23 protein-coding genes and 1 other annotated feature are annotated in these 21,255 nt (G+C 43.7%); of the genes, 18 read left to right on the top strand and 5 right to left on the bottom strand.

Annotation, left to right across the window (positions count from 1 at the left end):
- Window positions 1-8 precede the first annotated feature (8 nt).
- The 4 genes from ribH (at window position 9) to FFM84_RS13495 (ending at window position 3,574) form a co-directional block, all read left to right on the top strand.
- Complete coding sequence (gene ribH / locus FFM84_RS13510) at window positions 9-476, top strand: 6,7-dimethyl-8-ribityllumazine synthase (protein ID WP_130845809.1); 468 nt, start codon at window positions 9-11, stop codon at window positions 474-476.
- Between the two features lie 690 nt (window positions 477-1,166).
- A complete protein-coding gene (locus FFM84_RS13505) occupies window positions 1,167-1,700 on the top strand; it encodes a MerR family transcriptional regulator (RefSeq protein WP_165444396.1) in 534 nt (177 codons plus the stop codon).
- Between the two features lie 65 nt (window positions 1,701-1,765).
- The gene (locus FFM84_RS13500; RefSeq protein WP_130845807.1) at window positions 1,766-2,446 is read left to right on the top strand and encodes a type 1 glutamine amidotransferase domain-containing protein; all 681 of its coding nucleotides are present in this window, start codon (window positions 1,766-1,768) and stop codon (window positions 2,444-2,446) included.
- Window positions 2,447-2,461: 15 nt separating this feature from the next.
- Window positions 2,462-3,574: an NADH-dependent flavin oxidoreductase gene (locus FFM84_RS13495; RefSeq protein ID WP_130845806.1), complete on the top strand. Its 1,113-nt coding sequence runs from the start codon at window positions 2,462-2,464 to the stop codon at window positions 3,572-3,574.
- 129 nt (window positions 3,575-3,703) lie between these two features.
- Here FFM84_RS13495 and FFM84_RS13490 read toward each other — a convergent pair whose 3' ends face one another.
- The gene (locus tag FFM84_RS13490; RefSeq protein ID WP_130845805.1) at window positions 3,704-4,381 is read right to left on the bottom strand and encodes an ABC transporter ATP-binding protein; all 678 of its coding nucleotides are present in this window, start codon (window positions 4,379-4,381) and stop codon (window positions 3,704-3,706) included.
- A gap of 12 nt (window positions 4,382-4,393) precedes the next feature.
- On the bottom strand, window positions 4,394-5,461 hold the full coding sequence (locus FFM84_RS13485; RefSeq protein ID WP_130845804.1) for an ABC transporter permease: 1,068 nt from the start codon (window positions 5,459-5,461) through the stop codon (window positions 4,394-4,396).
- A gap of 177 nt (window positions 5,462-5,638) precedes the next feature.
- Here FFM84_RS13485 and FFM84_RS13480 point away from each other — a divergent pair, with 177 nt between their 5' ends.
- From FFM84_RS13480 to FFM84_RS13465, 4 genes are all read left to right on the top strand, one after another.
- Window positions 5,639-6,136 (top strand): YagU family protein, encoded by a 498-nt coding sequence (locus tag FFM84_RS13480; RefSeq protein ID WP_130845803.1) that lies wholly within the window; start codon window positions 5,639-5,641, stop codon window positions 6,134-6,136.
- Window positions 6,137-6,254: 118 nt separating this feature from the next.
- Window positions 6,255-7,580 (top strand): dicarboxylate/amino acid:cation symporter, encoded by a 1,326-nt coding sequence (locus FFM84_RS13475; RefSeq protein WP_130845802.1) that lies wholly within the window; start codon window positions 6,255-6,257, stop codon window positions 7,578-7,580.
- A 79-nt stretch (window positions 7,581-7,659) separates the two neighbouring features.
- Entirely contained in the window at window positions 7,660-8,478 is an 819-nt protein-coding gene (locus FFM84_RS13470) for a MerR family transcriptional regulator (RefSeq protein WP_130845801.1), read from the top strand.
- Window positions 8,479-8,543: 65 nt separating this feature from the next.
- Complete coding sequence (locus FFM84_RS13465; RefSeq protein ID WP_130845800.1) at window positions 8,544-9,221, top strand: DUF554 domain-containing protein; 678 nt, start codon at window positions 8,544-8,546, stop codon at window positions 9,219-9,221.
- 43 nt (window positions 9,222-9,264) lie between these two features.
- Here FFM84_RS13465 and FFM84_RS13460 read toward each other — a convergent pair whose 3' ends face one another.
- A complete protein-coding gene (locus FFM84_RS13460) occupies window positions 9,265-9,759 on the bottom strand; it encodes a YueI family protein (protein WP_130845799.1) in 495 nt (164 codons plus the stop codon).
- Window positions 9,760-9,946: 187 nt separating this feature from the next.
- Between FFM84_RS13460 and FFM84_RS13455 the strand changes: the two genes are divergently transcribed.
- Together FFM84_RS13455 and FFM84_RS13450 are read left to right on the top strand one after the other, a co-directional pair.
- Complete coding sequence (locus FFM84_RS13455) at window positions 9,947-10,513, top strand: NAD(P)H-binding protein (RefSeq protein ID WP_130845798.1); 567 nt, start codon at window positions 9,947-9,949, stop codon at window positions 10,511-10,513.
- Window positions 10,514-10,649: 136 nt separating this feature from the next.
- Entirely contained in the window at window positions 10,650-11,405 is a 756-nt protein-coding gene (locus FFM84_RS13450; protein WP_130845797.1) for a C39 family peptidase, read from the top strand.
- 554 nt (window positions 11,406-11,959) lie between these two features.
- Here the strand turns inward: FFM84_RS13450 and FFM84_RS13445 are convergent.
- Entirely contained in the window at window positions 11,960-12,199 is a 240-nt protein-coding gene (locus FFM84_RS13445; protein ID WP_130845796.1) for a helix-turn-helix domain-containing protein, read from the bottom strand.
- Window positions 12,200-12,319: 120 nt separating this feature from the next.
- Here FFM84_RS13445 and FFM84_RS13440 point away from each other — a divergent pair, with 120 nt between their 5' ends.
- The 5 genes from FFM84_RS13440 (at window position 12,320) to FFM84_RS13420 (ending at window position 16,350) form a co-directional block, all read left to right on the top strand.
- Window positions 12,320-12,520, top strand: a complete 201-nt coding sequence (locus FFM84_RS13440; protein ID WP_130845795.1) for a helix-turn-helix domain-containing protein — start codon at window positions 12,320-12,322, stop codon at window positions 12,518-12,520.
- 480 nt (window positions 12,521-13,000) lie between these two features.
- Window positions 13,001-14,359: a GH25 family lysozyme gene (locus FFM84_RS13435; protein ID WP_443093507.1), complete on the top strand. Its 1,359-nt coding sequence runs from the start codon at window positions 13,001-13,003 to the stop codon at window positions 14,357-14,359.
- A gap of 14 nt (window positions 14,360-14,373) precedes the next feature.
- Entirely contained in the window at window positions 14,374-15,042 is a 669-nt protein-coding gene (locus tag FFM84_RS13430; RefSeq protein ID WP_130845793.1) for a hypothetical protein, read from the top strand.
- Entirely contained in the window at window positions 15,026-15,439 is a 414-nt protein-coding gene (locus FFM84_RS13425; RefSeq protein ID WP_130845792.1) for a hypothetical protein, read from the top strand. Before FFM84_RS13430 ends, FFM84_RS13425 begins: the two co-directional genes overlap by 17 nt.
- 128 nt (window positions 15,440-15,567) lie before the next feature.
- Entirely contained in the window at window positions 15,568-16,350 is a 783-nt protein-coding gene (locus FFM84_RS13420) for a PhzF family phenazine biosynthesis protein (protein WP_130845791.1), read from the top strand.
- A 34-nt stretch (window positions 16,351-16,384) separates the two neighbouring features.
- Here the strand turns inward: FFM84_RS13420 and FFM84_RS13415 are convergent, their stop codons facing one another.
- Window positions 16,385-16,837 (bottom strand): MarR family winged helix-turn-helix transcriptional regulator, encoded by a 453-nt coding sequence (locus FFM84_RS13415; RefSeq protein ID WP_130845790.1) that lies wholly within the window; start codon window positions 16,835-16,837, stop codon window positions 16,385-16,387.
- A 157-nt stretch (window positions 16,838-16,994) separates the two neighbouring features.
- Here FFM84_RS13415 and FFM84_RS13410 point away from each other — a divergent pair, with 157 nt between their 5' ends.
- The 3 genes from FFM84_RS13410 (at window position 16,995) to FFM84_RS13400 (ending at window position 20,674) form a co-directional block, all read left to right on the top strand.
- Complete coding sequence (locus tag FFM84_RS13410; protein ID WP_130845789.1) at window positions 16,995-18,383, top strand: DHA2 family efflux MFS transporter permease subunit; 1,389 nt, start codon at window positions 16,995-16,997, stop codon at window positions 18,381-18,383.
- Window positions 18,384-18,420: 37 nt separating this feature from the next.
- Window positions 18,421-18,617, top strand: a binding site (T-box leader).
- Between the two features lie 55 nt (window positions 18,618-18,672).
- Window positions 18,673-19,929 (top strand): tyrosine--tRNA ligase, encoded by a 1,257-nt coding sequence (tyrS, locus tag FFM84_RS13405; protein ID WP_130845788.1) that lies wholly within the window; start codon window positions 18,673-18,675, stop codon window positions 19,927-19,929.
- A 235-nt stretch (window positions 19,930-20,164) separates the two neighbouring features.
- The gene (locus FFM84_RS13400; protein ID WP_130845787.1) at window positions 20,165-20,674 is read left to right on the top strand and encodes an ECF transporter S component; all 510 of its coding nucleotides are present in this window, start codon (window positions 20,165-20,167) and stop codon (window positions 20,672-20,674) included.
- Window positions 20,675-21,255 lie beyond the last annotated feature (581 nt).

The raw sequence follows: 21,255 nt of genomic DNA, 5'->3' as shown, positions 1-21,255 counted from the left end.
CAAAAACAATGACAACTTTTAGTGGTGACTATCAAGGTAACGGGTTAAAAATCGGAATTGTGGTGGCACGGTTTAATAATTTTGTGACTGAAAAATTATTGGCTGGTGCACAGGATAGTTTGATTCGGCATGGGGTCGCAGCAATCGATATCGATGTGGCTTGGGTGCCTGGGGCTTTTGAGATTCCGTTAGCCACACAGCAGTTAGCGGCAACTAAGCACTATGACGGTTTAATCACGTTAGGCGCAGTGATTCGTGGTGAAACGTCACATTATGATTACGTCTGCAGTGAAGTGTCTAAAGGTATCGCCCAAGTCGGATTACAGACAGGATTACCAACAATGTTTGGCGTGTTAACGACGGACACGGTCAAACAAGCCGTTAATCGTGCCGGCGTTAAAGGAGGCAATAAGGGTGCCGACTGTGCGTTAAGTGTCTTGGAAATGGTGAATTTAAAGCAACAGATTTTACAGTAATCATTAAAGGATGAAAGTTAAATATGACGATAGCAGTCATATCAGTACTAATTAGTGCTCTGAATTAGTCACCTACGTCAGCCAGTGATTCTGCCGGCTGTGGGGACCGGTTCCAGCCAAAGTTCGGGCTGCCACCTCGCTTTTAAGCCTAGCCTAAACCGCTAGTCTCAAAAGTCGTCCGCATCGTAAAGTCCGGCAAAATCTTCCGGACTAACGATGCTTTCACGACCGGCGCCATCACTGGCTGACTCCGGTTAGTTTGGGGATATTAATTGATCTAGTGGTCACGGTCATAACCGAGAGTGAGTCCACATTGAGCCCAGCCGTGGGAACTCTTAGCGATTTATTGCTTAGAGATCGGCGCTTTTGAAACGCGGGTTTGGCGATTCAAAACGATGGGCCAGACCGCTTTTTGGCTGGACCGGTCCGCCCACAGCGTTCCGGCTTGAGGTGGGCGAACGGTAGGTGGCAAGTCAACCTATTCTTGATGGTAGCATGCTTACCATATCGGTAATTGCTGCTAAAAGTAACTTTCAATCTTCAGCATAATATATAGTCAGTTTTAGTTGTGAGTTTGGGATCAGTCCCAAACTCCTTTTTTGATGTGATTCAATCAGACCCCAAACGGCAAAAAGTCATGAAAATGCGTTAAACTAACGTTACTTAATGACAAACAAAGGACGTGTGCTGATGAGTTATGCAATCGGTGAAGTGGCCGCTAAGTGTGGCATAACCGTACCGACATTACGGTTTTATGAAAAAGAAGGATTATTGCCAACCATTGAACGTGATGCGGCGGGGCGTCGCCAATTTAGTGATCATGATGTGGAATTGGTGCAACAAATCATTAATCTGAAACGAGCGGATGCCTCGTTGGACGAAATTGCTGATTTTTTGAAACTCTATGAGGCTGGTTCGACGACATTAACGGCGCGAGCTGATTTTTTTGCTCAGCGAGCGGCCCAATTGCAAGCAAAAGTCGATTGTTTACGGATGACCCAAGTTTATGTGCAATACAAACAGTGGTACTACGATCAAGCTGAAGCCGTTGGTGGGATAGATCGGTTAACGATTAGTGAGCATCAACTTGCTTGTGAGTTTTCGGATTACTTAGCAGCTAGTGGTCAAACTGAGGCCCAAGACACGTTAGGTAAATTATTAGAACGCTATCCAGGCGGACTTTGTGCCGTTGATTTAGAAACTTTGCTAGTTGCAGCGAACTAATTCGTTGACCTCAACCCGACTTTAGGTGCTATCTTGAGATTATCAAGACAGAGGAGCGATTCAAGATGACAAAAGTTTTAGTTGTGGTGACTAATAACCATCGATTTGGTGATTTAAAACGTGCTACTGGATTATGGCTCAGTGAAAGTGTGCATTTTCATGCAGTCATGGCGGAAAATAAAATTGACGTAGACTATGTTAGTCCCAAGGGTGGTTATGTCCCGTTAGATCCTGGTAGTTTAGCGGATATGGATGACCTGACTTGGAAATTTTATGATAATGCGGATTTCCGCAATCAATATCTGGCTCAAAGCTTGGCGCCTAAAGATGTTAATCCGACAGTTTATGACGCGATCTTTTTTGCCGGTGGTCATGGTGTTTTGTGGGACTTTCCGAACAATCCAGATTTGGCAAAATTGGCCGATGCGATTCATCAAAATGGTGGCGTGACGGCTGCCGTTTGTCATGGTGTTGTCGGATTATTAGGCTTGCATGGAACTGATGGTCAAGCATTAATTGCTGGCAAGCAAGTCGCTGGTTTCTCTAATGAAGAAGAAACGATCAATCAGTTGACCGATGCGGTGCCATTCTTAACAGAAGATGCGCTCATCAAAGCCGGTGGTCAGTATACCAGTTCACCAGCCTACACTGAACACGTTGTGGTCGATGGCAACTTGGTGACTGGACAAAACCCACAATCCGCTAAAGGCGTTGCCGAAGCGGTCGTAAAGTTATTGGCTAAATAAGAAAGGATCTTTAAAATGGTTGAATTTACAGATGAACTAACATTGAAATCAGGTGTTACCTTAAAGAATCGGTTGATGATGTCGCCAATGACAACACGGCAGAGTTTCTTTGATGGGCAAGTCACCACCGATGAAATTCACTATTATGAACAACGGGCCCATGGCGTGGGTGCCATTATTACTGGTGCGGCCAATGTGCAAGCTGGCGGTAAAGGGTGGCCGGGTGAATTGAGTATCGCCGATGATGCGATGATCCCACGGTTGCATGATTTGGCGACAGCCATTCAAAATGCTGGGGCAAAAGCGATTGTTCAGATTGTCCATGCTGGTCGGATGACTGAAAAGGCCACGCTTGGTGGCGTTCAAACGGTATCGGCAAGTGCGATTCCAGCGGCGCGGCCCAATGCTGAAACACCACGTGCAATGACTGACGATGAAGTTCAAGCAACTATCGCAGCCTTTGGCGATGCTACTCGCCGCGCGATTCAAGCCGGATTTGATGGGATTGAATTACACGGTGCGAATACGTATTTGATTCAGCAGTTCTTTTCGCCACATTCTAATCGGCGGACCGATCAATGGGGTGGTGACCGTGAAAAACGGACGCACTTTATCAAGGCGATGTTAGATGTGGTTTTTGCGGCGGTTAAACAATATGCTGATCGGCCATTTATCGTGGGCTATCGGGTGTCACCCGAAGAATTTGAAACGCCAGGGATTCGATTTGCTGACACGCTATATTTAATTGATGAACTGGCTAAATATGATTTAGATTATTTGCATCTTTCATTAAATACGTATGATCGTGTCACCCGGGCCAAAGAATATCAGGCGAAGACAGCGTTGGCATATGTTTATGAGCATGTAGCCGGTCGTTTGCCAGTTGTCGGCGTTGGGGCCGTTCGTAATCGTGATGATGTGACGAATGTCTTGGCGCATGCGGATTTAGTTGCAGTCGGCGAACAACTATTATTTGATCCAACGTGGGCGGAAAAATTAATTGACCACCATGACGATGAGATCTTGACTGGCACGTTTGCGGACTTGTTTGCCAAGCAACGTGATCAATTTAATTTACCGTTAGCAGATTTCTTAGCTGAACGTTATCAATCGACACCTAATATGTAGTAAGAAAAAGTCAACTCAGGCCAGTACTGGTAAGGCCTCTATTGCTACAATTATTTTCCGACCTTTAGCAAATTAATAAAATTAGCACAAAAAAAGCTAGCAATCAAAATGACTGCTAGCTTTTTTATACTATTTTTGACGGGTCATGATCCCGTCTTCGATTTGATAAACAACATCACAATCACCAATGAGCCGTTGATCATGGGTTACCATAACAATGGCCTTTTGATGTTGGTGGGCTTCGTCTGCGAGACGTTTAACGACATCGATGGAGCGGGGCGTATCTAAACTAGCGGTGGGTTCATCGGCTAGAATCACGCTCGGATCATTATACAACGCCCGAACAATCGCCACACGTTGTCGTTCACCACCAGAGAGTTCGTTGGGATATGACGTTGCGACTTCCGTTAAGGCGAGTTGCGACAATAGCGTTGTCGCGCGTTCTTTTTGAAATGATCGATGTGCCAATTTATCAACAAGTTTAAGTTGTTCCGTTACCGTTAAGAATGGAATCAAGTTTGAGCTTTGTAAAATAAAGCCGATTTCGTTAAATCGAAATGCCAAGCGACTTTTTTCAGACTGACTGTCAAGTTCGGTCCCGTTCAATAAGACCTGTCCGCTCGTTGGCGTTTGCAAGCCAGCGGCAATCGTCAGAAAGGTACTTTTACCGGAGCCACTAGGGCCGATGATGGCGACAAATTGGCCGGGATAGATTTCAAAGTCAGCTTGTTTTAACGCTTGAACGGCGGTATGACCTTGACCGAATTGTTTGGTGATTTGTTTTAATGCTAAGACTGGTGTTGTCATAAAGAATCCCTCCTATCCGAGTGCCACAACGGGGTCAATTTTAGCGACGGTGCGCCATGAAAGCAATGCGCCAATGACCGATGCTAGCAACAAGGCTAAACCGTAAAGGCCAAATTGTGGCCAGTTAATCGCAAAGGGTAACCCGGCTGGCATAATTTGCGCGAGGCCAACGGTAATACCCAACCCCAAGATAATGCCGATCAGGGCCATGGCAATACTTTGAGTCAGCAAAGCAGCCAAGATATGGTTAGTGCCAATACCTTGTACTTTCAATACCCCGAAAAGTGGTTTCTTTTGAAGGGTTAAAACGAACATGAAGATCCCAATAATCGCTAAAGCGATGACAAACAGGAAGTAAATCATCGTGTTTAGGGTCAGCTGTTCGGCGCTGTAACCGGGAATCTTGTTAATGAACGTGGCGATACTGAGCTTTTCAAGCCCACCATGGTGCTTGTTTTTAAACGTGGCTTGCTTGGTGACAAAACCATTGACTGACTGCCGTTTCCCCGTTGTTATCGGTAATGATTTTAACCAGTTCAGCGTACTCGTATCGGTATAGGCGGTTGGCGCAATCATGTACGTGTTGGCCGCATAAGTGCCGACAATTTTGACAGTGCGGTTGGTGGTTCCTACCCGGACTTTTTGACCAATATGGAAGCCTTTTTCTTTGAGTGCCGCTGAAATTAAAAGTTGATGCTTGCCGTTAATGGCATGCCCACTCACAACTTTTGGCATGAGGAAGCTGTTTCGACTAGTAGCTAACGCACTGATTGATGTTTTTAAGCCATTTTTATTAGTCCGTAAGGTTCCTGACAACACAGAAATCGGGGCCACTGGCTGGTTGGATAATTTATCGCGATCAGTGAGCTTGAGTTGAGAGGCAGTTAGGGTCTGATTGGCATCTTTATTCAAGTAAACACTACGGGCTTGCCAAACATCAACGGCTTGTCGATTCCCGGCGGATAAGCCGTTGGCGAGGCCCGCTAGCATGAAGACGACTAACGCAATCAAGAGTAAAACGCCACTTAGTAATGTGTAGCGCAACTTTTCATGCCACATTTCTTTTAGTCCTAAATACATCACAAAATCTCCTTTTTTATTTATCGATCGATAAACGAATAACCAAATCATAACAATTGATTGCCAGTCATGCAAGTCGTTTGCTCATTTAAAGTAACAACTTAACGATTCAAATATTTCGATTGTACGTGACAGACTGGTATCATAAACATAATGAAGTGAAAGGTAGGTCATATTATGACAAAACAAACGATTAATCATCGGGCCGCGTTGATTGCTGGCGTGACTGGTGGTGTGATTTCTGGACTCGTTAAACTCGGTTGGGAGAACATCTTGCCGCCACGAACACCTGAACGGGATCAAACGAATCCGCCACAACAATTATTGCAACAAATGGGCGTACCGGCGCGCTTAACCCATGCGACTTATACGTATTCTGGACAACAACTTCCTGGGGTCAGTTATGTGATGCATTTTGGCTTTTCGACCACCTTTGCTGTTGCTTATAGCTTATGGGCGCGCAAACACCCCAAGGCCAAAGCTGGTAGCAGTGCTGCCTTTGGTTTAGGCATCTGGGGCTTGTATCATCATGCCATCTTACCAGCCTTAGGAACGATTCCTCGGGCTAAAGATCAACCGATTGAAGAACATGTCTCAGAAGGGATTGGGCATGTCCTTTGGATGTGGACAGCTGACTGGGTTAGTGATGCGGTTTATCGGCGATTGACGAAATAAAACGGTTTCGTTCACCATGATTTCTAATTTATTTCTCATTTACTGGAATTTTATGCTAAAATGTTAATATTATCTAGCAATTTTAGTTAAAACATCCATATATGGGGAGCGAGAGCGCTTGAAAAAGGAAGTTAAGCTTAAAAATTATCGCCATTTCCGATTAAGTTTGGGTTGGCAAATTCTAATTGGATTGGCCTTAGGGATTATTTTGGGAGTCGTCTTTTACGGAAATAATACCGCAATTACGGCGATGCAAAATATTGGGACGATGTTCATTAGTTTGATTCAAATGATTGTGTTACCAATTGTCGTGGCCTGTTTAATTACGGGGATCGCCAACATGGGCGATTTGAAGAAATTGGGTCGAATTGGTGGTAAAACCATCATTTACTTCGAAATCATGACGACCATTGCGATTGGACTGGGATTATTGGTTGGTAACGTCTTCCATCCTGGGGATTATATCAATATTCACCAATTGCACAGTAGTAACATCAGCCAGTATGTCGCTACAGCTAAGACCGTGTCTCACAGTGGTATTTGGTCTACGATTATGGGGATTATTCCAACTAACGTCTTCAAGTCGTTATCGGCTGGGGATATGATTCCCGTTATCTTTTTTGCCGTCTTCTTTGGTTTAGGGACGGCCGCAATTGGCGAGCAAGGCAAAATCATTTTAGACTTTATGAATGCCGTCGCCGAAGCGATGTTTAAAGTTACTAACTGGGTGATGCATACTGCACCGATTGGGGTTTGTGCGTTAATCGGGGTTACCGTGGCTCAAATGGGACTTAAAGCTTTAGCACCACTTGGCTACTTTATCTTCTTGGCCTATGTGACGATGGCGATTTTTATTGTCGTTGTCATGGGCCTAGTTGCGCGGTTATTCGGCTTAAATATTTGGCATTTGTTACGGGTCATCCGTGATGAAATGGTACTTGGGTTCTCGACAGCCAGTTCTGAAGCCGCCTTACCTAAGATTATTGATAAAATGGGTAAATACGGCGTTAGTCAAGGGATTGTGTCCTTTGTGGTGCCGACTGGCTACACGTTTAATTTGGATGGTTCAGCGATCTATCAATCATTAGCTGCCTTATTCTTGGCACAAGCTTATGGGATTCACTTGTCACTAAGCCAACAAGTGACATTGTTAATTGTGTTGATGATTACCTCCAAAGGGATTGCCGGGGTTCCGGGCGCGTCGTTTGTGGTTTTACTTGCCACGATTTCGTCAATTGGGGTGCCGGTACAAGGCTTAGCCTTTATCGCTGGGATTGATCGACTAGTTGATATGGGACGGACAGTCGTCAATGTGGCCGGTAACTCATTGGCAGCGGTCATTATCGGAAAATCTGAACATGAATTTGATGCTGAAATGAGTGATCGCTATCTTGCTGAAATCCGCGCTGGTAAAACTACAGTGGCAGGAACTAAGGAAGGTTAAGTGACGCTTAGTATCAAACGCGAGACGTGCGGTTAATCTTAACCGGCGGCTCGCGTTTTTAGTGAAAGGACTGAACGTAATGCCTCCATATTTTACGATTGGGCAGCTGGCTGACTTGTTTGATATGAAAGTCCCAACCTTGCGATATTACGATGAGTTGGGGTTACTTAAACCGGCTAAAGTTGATCCCCATAGCCATTATCGTTATTACTCAACGGCTCAATTTGAACGATTGAGTACCATTCGCTATTTTCGCGCGCTGGGCGTGGGTTTACCGGCGATTGCGGACTTTTTTGCCGCACGGGAAATCCCCAAGTTAAAGCAACTGTTGAAAACGCAACAAGCGCAAGTTCAGCAACAATTGACGACGCTACAAGCCATCGATCAACGACTAACGAATCGCTTAGCACAATTAGATCAAGCCGAGCACTTGCCGTTAAACGTCGTTCAAACGGTGACCTTGCCACCGCGACCAAGTGTGTATTTGCGTCAAAATTATACGCCACAAGCGGATATTGAATTGGTCATTGCCAAGTTAAGAGAACGCTATGCGTTAAGTCAGCAAGTGTTTCTAGGGAAGATTGCGTTAACCTTGAGTGCTACAGCGCTGAAAAACGCGCAATTTGATCATTATGATGGTATTTTATTGCTGTTCGAGCCAGGAGATCAATTGCTGACCAATCAACAGGTGGCAGGTGGCACATACTTGCAGTTGGCTTTCGCCGGTACGCATCAAAATGCAGCACCAGCTTATCAACAGTTATTGGCGAGCGTGGTGCAAAACGATTGGCAACTCAATGGCGCTGCGATCGAAACGGCGTTAATTGATTATGGCATTACCGATGATGTGAGTCAGTCGGTGACACTAATTCAATTGCCAGTTCGAAAATCAGCTTGACTCTCAAGTAACTAGAGACTTTATAATGGCACTTAACAGTTATTTTAGGCAAACGGGGTGAAGTGATGATTGGCACGATTTTTAATGTCACGATGATTTTGGTAGGTTGTACGGTTGGTAGTGTCTTTAAAAAAGGAATCAAGCCAGCGTACCATGATATTTTGATGCAGGCCCTTGGGTTAGCAGCGACCGTGATTGGGATTAACGCAGTTGTCCAACGAATGCCGCAGAGTAAATATCCGGTTTTGTTTATTGTGAGTTTGGCACTCGGTGGCATTATCGGACAAGCACTAGACTTACAAGGTCGATTTGATAAGTTGGTTGGTCGTTTTTCGGGTGGTAATTTAGCTGAAGGCTTAGCCACGGCGATTTTACTGTATTGTATTGGATCATTATCAATTCTCGGGCCGATTGAAGCGGCCTTAAAGCACGACTATACTTTTTTATTTACTAACGGGATGCTCGATGGTATTACATCGATTGTCTTAGCGTCAACATTTGGGTTTGGCATTGCGATTGCGGCCGGGGTGCTGTTTGTCTGGCAAGGGTCGATCTATGTGTTAGCGCTAGTTTTGAAGTCAGCATTGAGTACGGTATTAATTAACGAAATCACGATTGTCGGTGGTATTTTAATTTTGGCTTCCGGGTTAGGGTTACTCAAAATTAAGCAGATTAATACGTTGAATCTATTACCAGCGTTAATTGTGCCACCAATTGCGATTGCCATTTTACAATTGTTTTAAGCCGAAAAAATCCGCTCGCCGTCATCGTGACGGGGGGCGGATTTTAGTTTAAGTGATGATGGAAGTCACGACGATTATGTTCTAATCGTTGATGAAGGCGTTGAATGAGCAATTGCCGAGGCATCGTCGGTGTTGGTGGTGTCAGCGCTTCTGGAAAGCGTTGATCGATGTCAATGGTTGCCGGTGTAATCGCACTCGGCGCGGCCAAGGCAATCGCTAAGCTGTCTGGTTCATGGAGATATTTGAGATCAGTACGAATGGCGAACCGTAAGTTGTTTTTGGTGGCTAAGCAAACATATTGCTCCAAAATATCAGGATCCAGTAATCCGTGTATTAAAAGTTGGTAATCTGGGTGGGCGGTGATTTCAGTTTGTAAAGGCATGGTATAGTCATGCCGATAAGCCTGGGTGAAGGTAATGCCGAGGTCCAAACGTTCGTGAAAGGTGCCTAAGTTACGATGTTGCTCATCAGGATGTAAGACTGGGGTGCCGAAAATAGCAGATTGTAAATGTTTATCGAGTTCATCTTCAGTCGACATAAGCACAGGTCCTTTCTATGTTGTAATCGTTATCATCTTTAATTGTAAATAAGACCGAGTATTTATCAAATTAAGATTTTCTAAAGGTCGATGAGAAAAATTGGAAAAAAGTTGTTTCAGGGACTTGCCTTCGACTAACTCGAACCTGTTAGACTAAACTTACTGAAATAATAGAGGGGTGCTTGAAATGCAAAACATCTTACTAGCCGGTGATTTCACGGCTAACCAAATCGAAACGTTACTAACCACAATTAAACAAATGCTAGCAGTCACTTTAACCGTCTATACGAAAACACCAACTACTTGGCCGAAAGAAATCAATGTTATTTCTGGTGAACTCACGGATCTTAGTGGGTTAACTGCGGCAATGGTTGATCAAGATCTAGTTTTAACTCAATTTGACGCAGGCCAATTAGTTTCACAAACGGAAACCGTTCTGGCGGCGTTACCAGTCAGCAATCAAGCGCGATTAGTCGTAGCGAGTCCTGATAGTATTTTGTCGCTCACTAACCGGCCGGTAAAATGGTATCAACAACATCATCAGCGTCAACGATTGGCACAGCTGCGAACTAGTGAGCAGTTACTAGGTGCGAGTGGGGTTAACTTTACGATGTTACAAGGTCAAACCGCGGCGGACATGGCGATTTATACTCGGGCGATGCAACCAGAATGGTTAACAGCGGTGCCGGCACGCCGGCCACTACAACTGTGGGACTATTTAACGGTTACCACACCATGGTCACTCGTGGCATAGTTTGGACTCGGCTGATAAATTGTTTATACTAAGTTGCTTTTGAGTGTTTTTACAAATTATTTAATGTTATGATTACCTCTGCGGGGAAATAACATGATTTATTTGGGGAATCAATTAAAAACAAGGTGGAAGTAACATGCCAAGACATATGCAACAACGGCGGCGTTGGCCGCTTGTGCTGGGCGTGGTTTTATGTATCGGGGTTGGTGGCGTTGCCGTAGTTCAAGGAACTGATTGGATTGATGCGGCGTTTACAACTAAGAATACGACGACAACCAAACCCAAAGCTAAATCAATTAATCAGGTGAAATTAGCCGTCCCGTTAGTCAATCAAATGACCGCTCCTCGGTTATATAACGGCTGTGAAGTCACCTCACTGACGATGCTATTTAATTACGCCCATATCAATGTGACTAAAAATGAATTAGCTAGTCGGATAACGACCGTGCCATTAACTTACAGCAATGGTCAGCATGGCAATCCCAATACCGGATTTGTCGGTGACATTACTGGTAGTCAACCGGGATTGGGCGTTTATCACGGCCCCATTTACAAGTTGGCTAAAACTGAAACGAAACACGTTCGTGATTTAACCGGTCATTCATTTAGTGATGTGATCAAGCAGCTCGAAAAAGGGCGGCCGGTATGGACAATTACAACGGCTAGTTTTGCGCCAGTGTCGACGATGCAAACCTGGTCAACTCCGACAGGAAATGTGAAAGTAACCTATGACATGCATAGTGTCGTGATCGTCGGGTTTAATCGTGCTAAAAAAGTGATTTATATTAATAATCCGTATGGCAAACGACAACAAGCCGTATCGTGGAAAAACTTTGCGGCAGCGTATCGCCAAATGGGCAGTCAAGCCATTGTTTTAACTTTAAAACATTAAAGGCTGTTTTTGGACAAGCGTCGCTGATGTGACGAGTATTCATTTAAAAGTAGAGTGACTTGCCACCTTGCCGTTCGCCCACCTTGAGCCGGAACGCTGTGGGCGGACCGGTCCAGCCAAAAGGCGGTCTGGCCCGTCGTTTTGAACCACTAAACCCGTGTTTCAAAAGCGCCAAGCTCTAAGCGATAAATCGCTAAGAGCTTCCCACGGCTGGGCTCAATGTGGACTCACTCTCGGTTATATTAGTGATTACTAGATTAGTGTCCGCGATATAGCCGGAGTCAGCCAGTGATGGCGCCGGCCGTGAAGACATCGTTAGTCCGGATGGTTTTGCCGGACTTTACGATGTGGACGACTTTTGAGACTAGCGGATTTGGCTAGGCTCAAAAGCGAGGTGGAAGCCCGCACTTTGGCTGGAGCCGGTCCCCACAGCCGGCAGAATCACTGGCTGACGTAGGTGGTTAATTTAGCATGAGTTATATAGATCCTATGTAAAAATACAAATAAACTAAAAACGTCTCCTGAGCTGATCACAGCTAAGGGGACGTTTTTGTTTACCTCGTTAGATAACGCTGACCGGTTTTGGCAAATTCTTGAACGAGCGGATCGAGCCTGAGTTGATAAAACGCGGCTAATGCAAATAAATGATTGATTGAAATCGAATAGCCATGTTCATAGCGCGAAAGCATTGAAGGCGCCATGCGAACATGGTAGCGCGCGTCGACTTGTTGCGAAACCGCAGTCAACGTTAATTCTTTTTGCTGGCGAGCACGTTTTAAATCATCTGCTAACATTGTTTGCCACCTCAATAACTATTTTACCCATAAATTTTGGAAAATCCACAGTTAAATGTTGCCGAAAGTTAAAAAATGCGGTAGAATTCCCATAAGGGGATATCGGAAGGAGGTGTGTTCATGAAACCTGATAATGATGTGCTTTTGCTCGCTTATTTTAAACAAAATCATATTACACAACAAGACTTGGCTAATGCCATTAATCGAAGTGTTAATACGGTTTGGAATAAGTTGCATGGCCGTTCACAGTGGAATACGACTGAAGTGCAACAATTGCATGATGAATTTGGAGTACCAACCCAATACTTCTTCCGTGATTAACCACCAGCTAGGATGATCAAGCTCTTGACAACTGCTTGGTTAGGTTGCGTTTGATTCGGAAGCTTAAAAGGAGAGTTCGCGAGACAATCGTGAGCTTTTTTATTTGGTCAAATTATCGGGTACGCTATAAACAGTTGCAAATATTACATTTTCTTCAAACTTTTGTAAGGTTGTGTAACGAAAATGCAACCTGACTGTTTTCTAATTTCAAGAAATTAAGCTTATGATAAGAGGTAATTGGGAAATATTGAATTTTTTATACATAAAGCGTTTGGCACTGGCCGAAAGTTTGAAGATTTGAGGATTTTCCAGACTAACGATATGGGAGATGGCAAGTACCCGTGGGATGGCGGGACCGTAAGCAATAAATCAGGGGTCTGGTTCAAGGAGTTCATACATTAATTTGGTAGAGTGAGGTAACTAATTTTGAAAGCACATCAATTAAAGCCCATTGTTCGTGGGCTCGCCATCGCCGCATTAGTGACGATTGGTTTCGGGGTGGCCGCAACCAAGTCGGCTAGTGCCGATACGACTAAGGCAATCCCAGATATTTCTGAATGGCAAGGTCAATTAACGGCAACACAAGTACAGAGCATGAAGAACAATGTTTCTTTTGTGATTAACCGGCGGCAATATGGCTCTGACTATGTGGATAAATATGCGGCTAATAACACCAGCCTATATGTAAAGTATGGCGTCCCATTTGGTGAATATGCCTATGCCCAATTTGTGAGTGCCAGCGATGCTAAGCAAGAAGCCAAAGATTTTTATAATCGATCGAATAAAAACGCGGCCTTTTATGTTCTAGATTTTGAAGTGAACACAGTCACTTCAGGCACGACCAATGCGGCAGTTAAAGCCTGGTATGAAGAGATGCGGTCGTTAACGAATAAGAAATTAATCTTCTATTCTTATCAATCCTTTGCCACCACGTATGCGAATACTGCGCGGCAAAGTTTCGATGCGCAATGGATTGCGAATTATTCATATACGCCAACGATCTCATATTCACTGTGGCAATATACAGATGCCTACTATATGTCAGCATTGAATCAATATATTGATAATAGTAAAGCGGTTGTGAGTGTGCATCCAATCAGTTGGTGGACAGCGGCAAGCAGTGCCACGACAGATACGAGCACGTCGACGAATATGTCAACTAATACTAGTACGAATACCAATACGTCAACCACAACGACCACGACACCAACGGCTTACAGCAAGTATAAGGTTGGTCAACATGGTTATTTGCATAAAGCGGCGACAACGTATTATGGGACGAATACCACGATTCCAAGCAGTGCAAAACAGAAATTTTATAAGATTACGGCTGTTAAGTCGGTAACTAGTGGTAATTCTTCCCAAGCGGTTTACTTAAGTGGGTTGAACCAATGGGTCTTAGCTCAAGACATTACGGGTTATTGGTACGGCCAACATGGGTCCTTTAACCTCACGAGTAATTTAAATATCTACTCGGATGCTGGTTTGAAGACTAAAACTGGTTCGAAGTATACCAAGGGTAGTCAGATTAAAGGTAAAGTTGTCAAGAATGGCAGTGTTTATCGGATTAAGACGAGCAAGGGTTATGTGAGTGGCAATGTGAAGTATGCAACTCCAGCTTATATTGAATCATTGCCAAGTAGCAAGACTGTGACGACTACCAAGAAGATCTATAGTTACAGCAAGTCTTCTTTAAGCAAGACTTACCGTCGTAGTGCGATCGCCAAAGGAACCAAGGTATCAGTGACTAAAGTTGGCAAACGATCAACTGGTTCACGTTACTTGGTGACGGCAAATGGGCAATACATTACCGCCAATAAGTCATACGTAACGAATTAAGGAGGAACTTTTTAATGCAATTTAAACGTAAAGTTAAAGTTGGAATTTTTGCGACCACCAGTGCACTAGTTTTAGGATTAGTGGCGGCCCCATCAGTTAATCATGTGCTTCATGCGGCTTCTGATAATGTTACGACTGTCAGTCAAACCGCAGCCCCAACCACAGTTAAAGCGGCCGATCAAACGGTTAAAGCAACGAGTGCCAGTGGGACTAAGTCGAATTATAGTGTGAGCTATGTGAAGTCTGGAACGAGTTCAAAGACGGCCACATATAAAAAGACGGCCTATAACAGCAAGAGTGATGCCAAAGACGAAGTTGATTATATTGGTGCGGCTAAAGGGAGTACGGTTTCTCTAGGTAATGGCACCACGGCCAAGTTACAAGGGACGATGGGTCGTGTTTATATTCATTGGAATACGAATAACTGGTCAGTCACCGCGATTGCTAATACGGCGGATGTTCAAGCTAATCCAGCGAAGTTCGCCAAACAAGTCAACAATCAATTAACGAGTCAAAAGTTAACGGATACTAATGTTACCCATGGTTCGGTGACCGTTTATGATCAGACACAATCTGGCCAAGCGAATACGGTTAAGTGGCAACAATCTGATAAAGTCACTCAAGTAAAAGGTCAACAAGCCAGCACCGTGATGAAGTTAGCTGCCGATGCCCAAAGCAACTAAAATCTGGTGGCGACACTGCTTATTTGCGGGGTTGATGGTCATCCTTTTGTGGGTGACGACGGCCAGTGCTAAGCAATTTGGCACGACAACGCCTGTGACTGAGACCTCGACTGACACGACTCATGTGGTCCAAAAGCTAACGCCAGGACAGGCACAAAAGGTGTCTGCTAAGGCCATTATTGGGACCTGGCATCGGCCACAGTCAGCTCGAACTTTGACGTTACGGGCCGATGGCAGTTACCGGCTGATGATCGGTGATATCGTTACAACGGGTTATTGGCGATTATCAGCGGCGCGAACCTTGACGTTGACCGATGCGTTAGGTCGTACATCAGTTGCACAAGCGTCTGCTCACGAACTAAAATTCAGTCAAGCTGATCAATGGCTTAAAAACTAAGTGAAGATCACCAACTCGATTATCGGGTTGGTGATCTTTTGTTATAAAAAGATTGTAAAATGATGTGATTAAGATTAGAATGGACGCATGTCAATTTTGACAATACATAAGAAAGTGGTGACGAAACGATGAAGTTTTATTTGGTAGATGCGTTCAATGATGAGGTTTTTAAAGGCAATCCGGCGGCGGTCTACGTGTTAACAAAATGGCCTAGTGCAACAACGATGCAAAAAATCGCGTTAGAACACCACTTATCAGAAACGGCCTTTACGGTTAAAAACGGTGATCATTATGACTTGCGCTGGTTTACGCCAGAACAAGAGATCGATTTGTGTGGACATGCGTCACTGGCAACGGCTTACGTCCTGTTTAATTATTATGAACCGGATGCGACTGAGTTACATTTTCAAACGCAAAAAGGACCACTTGCTGCGACTCGTCAAGGTGATCAATATGGATTGGACTTTCCTAGCTTAATGCCAGAACCGATTGAAAATGAGCCGACCTTTGCGGCTGCAATGGGAGCTAAACCCACGGCGGCTTATTTAGCACGTGACTTGTTTTTAGTCTATGACGATGCAGAAACAGTTCGTCATATGCAACCGGATTTGGCCAAAGTTAAGGCTTTACAAACTGGTTTGGGTGTTATCGTCACGGCACCTGATACGACGTTTGATTTTGTGTCACGAGCCTTTTATCCTAAACTACAGGTTGATGAAGATCCGGTCACTGGATCAGCACACTCGAATCTAATTCCTTATTGGGCTCAACGTCTTCACAAACGGCAATTACATGCGCAACAAGCCTCAGCACGAGTTGGGGTATTGGATTGTGAATGGCATGATGATCGGGTAACGATGAGTGGTCGAGCCGTTTTGTTTGCAACGGGAGAAAATACATTGGATGTTTAATGAATTAAAGCGACAAAAAAGCTTGGGCTGCGGCTCAAGCTTTTTTCTGTGGTGCAGAGGTATTTTCAGCGGTGAAGGTTTGACTGATCTGTGTTAACTGGGTGTGAATCGTGTCAAAATCGGGTCCCAGTAGTTGCCTCATTCGACGTTCGCTATTAGCGAAAAACGCCTCGATAGTTTGTGCTAATTGCCGTGCATGTGGGGTTAATAATAGTCGTTTATAGCGCGCGTCATTGGTCGCCGGCACGCGTAGGAGTAAGTCTTTGGCAACCATCGTGGTGACGAGGCTTGAGGCAGTAGCTTTACGAATATTAAATTCGTGTTCTAAATCACGTTGGAAAATATCTTGGGTCGCTTCGTGATCGGCGATAAAGTTAATTGTACTGATTTGTGTCCCGGTGAGTCCAAGTTGTTTTGCAAAGTGGTCCGAGTCGCGGGCGAGGGCGTTATTGGCTTTTTTGATGGCGATGCCAAGTGATGTTTGCATGATAGCCTCCTATAATGGTTCGTTAACTAACTATTTGGCATTATATGAAAGCTGATCGTAAAAGTCAATTGAATTATTAGTTGGTATTACTGAGAATTTGTGTTAGCATATGTAAATAGTTCGTGTTAGAACTAATTTTTAAAATGGAGTGGCAAACATGACCAAAAAAGTAGACGCCAAATTAATTTTAGCCGTGGTGGCGACCGGTTTATTATCTTTTTGTGGGGTGATTGTGGAAACTGCGATGAATATCACGTTTCCAGCCCTGATGCGTGAGTTTCAAGTCAATACGGCAACTGTGCAGTGGATGACGACCGCTTATTTGGTGGTTGTGTCGATTATCGTACCAATTTCGTCATTTTTAAAGCAACGTTTCCGGACGAAAACCCTGTTTATTACCGCTAACTTGTTATTTATGGCGGGTTTAGTGATTGATGCGCTAGCTGGAAGCTTTGATATGCTAGTCCTCGGTCGGGTAGTGCAAGGACTGGGAACCGGGATTGCGTTACCATTAATGTTTAATATTATTTTAGATTGGGTACCGATCCAACAACGAGGTACACTGATGGGCATTGGGACGTTAATTACGGCAATTGCGCCAGCACTGGGCCCAACTTTTGGTGGGATTGTCGTCAGCAGCCTTGGCTGGCATTGGATCTTTATTTTATTGTTACCGTTATTGCTTGTATCGTTGATCTTAGGACTATATGCGATTCGACAAGCCCAACCGACGAAACGCGTCGGCTTTGATGCTTTCGGTTGGATGCTAATCTGGTTAATCTTTATCGGATTTACCTTAGCTTTTAGCAATTTATCCAAAGTGACGACGCAACCATTAGCCTTTTTCGGTATGCTAGTAGTTGGCTTAATCGGTCTAGGCGCATTTGTCTGGCGGACTAGTCGTGCTAAGCAACCGCTGATTCATTTAACTATCTTTAAGAACCACTCGTTCGATTGGCATTTAGTCGGGTTTTTCTTATTGCAATTGAATGCGTTAGGCATGGCGTTTATTTTGCCAAACTATTTACAGTTGGTTAATGGCAAGTCTGCGATGGTTGCTGGATTATTTGTGTTACCTGGTGCCGCGGTAGGCGCAATCTTTGCGCCGCTTGGTGGTCGCATCTTAGATCAATTTGGTGCGGCGAAACCTTTACTTACCGGTGCAAGTTTGTTGATGGTCGCTGTGGCGTTATTTGCTGGCTTTGCGATGCAGCTGAATGGTTGGCTAATCTTAGGTTTTTATATCATCTTTATGATTGGTCTTGGATTAATCATGGGAAATGCGATGACTAGTGGCCTGAGTCAATTGGATATGGCACAGCAAGCCGATGGAAATGCGGTTTTTAATACGTTGCAGCAATTTGCTGGAGCAACTGGGACGTCGATTGTGTCGGCGGTGATTACGTTAGTACAAACACAAGCCACAGGGAGTACGGCTCATAAAACAGCGTTAGGGTCGACGGCCGCCTTAGGATTATTGTTGGTGCTGGCGGTGATTGATGGGGTGGCTTTAACTTTAGCGATGAAGACGCGCCAGCACGATTGACATTTTGTTGCTGAGTGATTATGATGTTAATTAACAATTAAAAGTGGTGACCTTTAATGAGTAGTGATTGATCCAACCGTTAAGCGACTCGGTGGTTGGTGTGAACCGAGCGGCGATCAATGACGAATTACATAAAGCGAGCTGCCATTCGGCCGGATTATTTCGTTATCAATAAATGAGCGATCACATTATAGTGATAACTTGGGTGGTAACGCGGAAAAACTCGTCCCTGTTGTAATAACAGGGACGAGTTTTTCGTTTTTTCGGACCAAACTTAGGAGGATTTAGCATGAACATTATTGAAGATTTAAAGTGGCGCGGTGCTATCAATCAACAAACTGATGAAGCCGGCTTGAAGGCATTGTCAGAAAAGCAGTCGATTGCCTTATACTGTGGGATTGATCCAACTGGTGACAGTATGCATATCGGGCATTTAATTCCCTTTATGATTTTAAAACGATTCCAATTAGCGGGTCATCATCCTTACGTTTTAGTTGGTGGTGGGACTGGTGCTATTGGTGATCCTTCTGGTAAAAATTCCGAACGGGTTTTACAAACCATGGATCAAGTTAAACACAACCAAGATGCTTTGAGTGGTCAAATGCATAAGTTGTTCGGGTCAGATGATAACTTTTCAATCGTGAACAACTACGATTGGCTATCTAAATTATCATTATTAGACTTCTTACGTGATTATGGGAAGTTATTCAGTGTGAATACGATGTTGAATAAAGAAGTTGTGGCTAGTCGTCTTGAAGTCGGAATCTCATATACCGAATTCACGTACCAAATTTTGCAATCAGTTGACTTCTTGCACTTATACCGTGCCGAACATGTTCAACTCCAAATCGGTGGTGCCGATCAATGGGGAAATATTACTGCAGGGACCGATTTGATCCATCGCTTGGAAGGTAGTGAAACCGAAGCTTATGGGTTGACGATTCCGCTATTATTGAAAGCTGATGGGACTAAGTTTGGTAAGACGGCTGGTGGGGCCGTTTGGCTTGATCCTGAAAAGACATCACCTTATGAATTCTACCAATTTTGGATTAACCAAGATGACCGTGACGTCGTCAAATACTTGAAATACTTCACATTCTTGAGTCATGAAGAAATCGATCGTTTGGCTGAAACCGTCAAGACCGCTCCAGAAAAACGGGAAGCGCAACGTCGTCTAGCTGAAGAAGTGACTGCCTTTGTGCATGGTAAAGATGCAGTCGTTGAAGCTGAAAATATTACTAAGGCACTCTTTACAGGTGATGTGCAAGCTTTGACTGCCGATGAAATCGAACAAGGTTTCAAAGGTGTACCATCAGCCGATGTGACGAGTGAAAAACAAAACATCGTTTTATGGTTAGTCGATGCAACGAAGTTCGAAGGTTCACGGCGTCAAGCCCGTGAAGATATTAAGAATGGTGCGATCCGGATTAATGGCGAAAAAGTCACCGATGTCGATGCTGAGATCGATCCAGCAGCTGCATTTGATGGTAAATTTGTCATTGTGCGTCGTGGGAAGAAAAAATATTTCTTAGCACGAGTAAAGTAAATAAGCTTTTTGAAGAAATCGATTGTAGTTAACGCAATCGATTTCTTTTTTTATGCGCATTATGAGAATAAGTGTAGTAAAATTAAAAATACATTAAAGACAGTTGGTTAGGTTACTGACGAAGACAAATGAACCGGAGACTATCCTCGCCAGCGATGATTGCGCTATGCTATAGTTAAATCGATTTTTGATAATTGTTAGTTGTTAATGGGGGATAAAGAAAGGACAGTTGTTTATGCAAACGAAGCCCGAACATCGTTCCACACGAACGATTGCAGTGTTAGGTTTACTGATTGCCGTAACCGTAGTGATTTCAAGATTGTTGATCATACCAGTGCCCATGACTCATGGAAATATTAATCTATGTGATGCAGGGATCATGATTGCGGCGTTACTATTTGGTCGCCGTGGTGGTGCCGTGGTAGGTGGCGCTAGCGGATTTATTTTAGATTTGATTTCAGGGTATTCACAATATATGCTATTTTCGTTAGTGGTTCATGGCTTAGAAGGTTGGCTAGTCGGTCAACTTGGTGCGGGTAAGTCCAAACGGTGGCAAGTCATCGCGATGATTGTGGGGAGCATTGTGATGATTGCAGGTTATTTTATAACTGATTCGGTCTTATATGCGTTGCCAACCGGAATTATCGGAGTTCCAACTAATGCTGTGCAAGCGGTCGTTGGTAGTGTGATTGCATTTCCCGTTGTGGTTAGAATGCAATCATATGTTAGAACTCAATTTAATTAAAAGTCACTTATATAGTAGAGATTTATCAAACACAACTTGATAGGTCTCTTTTTTAAAATTAATTTTGAATTTTGCTTGACCAACTAATTTTATCCTGGTATAGTATTACTCGTTGCTGTTATGGCACAACATATTGATTTGAAAAACAAAATTAAAAAGTTGTTGACAACGAAAAATGATTTTGTTATTCTAATTAAGTTGCGTTTGAGGCAACCAATAAAATTCATTTCAAGTGAGTTAAAAAAGTTCTTGACGTTTTAAAATATTAGCGATATGATGATTGAGTTGCTGTTGAAGCAACAAATATGATTCACTTCAAAAAAGATTTAAAAAGTTCTTGACAACTTTTAACCTTGATGATATGATGATTAAGTTGCGTTGAGGTAATCAACCAACAAATTAGACCTTTGAAAACTGAACAAAGTTTCGACAAAACAAATGTGTAGGGTCTGCTAACTTAGGTTAGCACAACAAACATTTGCGAAGTCAATTCGCTAGCAAATGAATTTTAGTACAACATTTAATGAGCTTTAAAACTCATCATTAATTTGAGAGTTTGATCCTGGCTCAGGACGAACGCT

Origin of the sequence: Lactiplantibacillus mudanjiangensis (assembly GCF_005405385.1) — a bacterium.
Lineage (GTDB): Bacteria > Bacillota > Bacilli > Lactobacillales > Lactobacillaceae > Lactiplantibacillus > Lactiplantibacillus mudanjiangensis.
This window is presented reverse-complemented; position numbering and strand designations above follow the sequence as displayed.

Excerpts from the sequence above, each read along its gene's own strand:
- ribH (WP_130845809.1), top strand. The coding sequence starts at position 9 with ATGACAACTTTTAGTGGTGACTATCAAGGTAACGGGTTAAAAATCGGA.
- FFM84_RS13505 (WP_165444396.1), top strand. The coding sequence starts at position 1,167 with ATGAGTTATGCAATCGGTGAAGTGGCCGCTAAGTGTGGCATAACCGTA.
- FFM84_RS13500 (WP_130845807.1), top strand. The coding sequence starts at position 1,766 with ATGACAAAAGTTTTAGTTGTGGTGACTAATAACCATCGATTTGGTGAT.
- FFM84_RS13495 (WP_130845806.1), top strand. The coding sequence starts at position 2,462 with ATGGTTGAATTTACAGATGAACTAACATTGAAATCAGGTGTTACCTTA.
- FFM84_RS13490 (WP_130845805.1), bottom strand. The coding sequence starts at position 4,381 with ATGACAACACCAGTCTTAGCATTAAAACAAATCACCAAACAATTCGGT.
- FFM84_RS13485 (WP_130845804.1), bottom strand. The coding sequence starts at position 5,461 with ATGTATTTAGGACTAAAAGAAATGTGGCATGAAAAGTTGCGCTACACA.
- FFM84_RS13480 (WP_130845803.1), top strand. The coding sequence starts at position 5,639 with ATGACAAAACAAACGATTAATCATCGGGCCGCGTTGATTGCTGGCGTG.
- FFM84_RS13470 (WP_130845801.1), top strand. The coding sequence starts at position 7,660 with ATGCCTCCATATTTTACGATTGGGCAGCTGGCTGACTTGTTTGATATG.
- FFM84_RS13465 (WP_130845800.1), top strand. The coding sequence starts at position 8,544 with ATGATTGGCACGATTTTTAATGTCACGATGATTTTGGTAGGTTGTACG.
- FFM84_RS13460 (WP_130845799.1), bottom strand. The coding sequence starts at position 9,759 with ATGTCGACTGAAGATGAACTCGATAAACATTTACAATCTGCTATTTTC.
- FFM84_RS13455 (WP_130845798.1), top strand. The coding sequence starts at position 9,947 with ATGCAAAACATCTTACTAGCCGGTGATTTCACGGCTAACCAAATCGAA.
- FFM84_RS13450 (WP_130845797.1), top strand. The coding sequence starts at position 10,650 with ATGCCAAGACATATGCAACAACGGCGGCGTTGGCCGCTTGTGCTGGGC.
- FFM84_RS13445 (WP_130845796.1), bottom strand. The coding sequence starts at position 12,199 with ATGTTAGCAGATGATTTAAAACGTGCTCGCCAGCAAAAAGAATTAACG.
- FFM84_RS13440 (WP_130845795.1), top strand. The coding sequence starts at position 12,320 with ATGAAACCTGATAATGATGTGCTTTTGCTCGCTTATTTTAAACAAAAT.
- FFM84_RS13430 (WP_130845793.1), top strand. The coding sequence starts at position 14,374 with ATGCAATTTAAACGTAAAGTTAAAGTTGGAATTTTTGCGACCACCAGT.
- FFM84_RS13425 (WP_130845792.1), top strand. The coding sequence starts at position 15,026 with ATGCCCAAAGCAACTAAAATCTGGTGGCGACACTGCTTATTTGCGGGG.
- FFM84_RS13420 (WP_130845791.1), top strand. The coding sequence starts at position 15,568 with ATGAAGTTTTATTTGGTAGATGCGTTCAATGATGAGGTTTTTAAAGGC.
- FFM84_RS13415 (WP_130845790.1), bottom strand. The coding sequence starts at position 16,837 with ATGCAAACATCACTTGGCATCGCCATCAAAAAAGCCAATAACGCCCTC.
- FFM84_RS13410 (WP_130845789.1), top strand. The coding sequence starts at position 16,995 with ATGACCAAAAAAGTAGACGCCAAATTAATTTTAGCCGTGGTGGCGACC.
- tyrS (WP_130845788.1), top strand. The coding sequence starts at position 18,673 with ATGAACATTATTGAAGATTTAAAGTGGCGCGGTGCTATCAATCAACAA.
- FFM84_RS13400 (WP_130845787.1), top strand. The coding sequence starts at position 20,165 with ATGCAAACGAAGCCCGAACATCGTTCCACACGAACGATTGCAGTGTTA.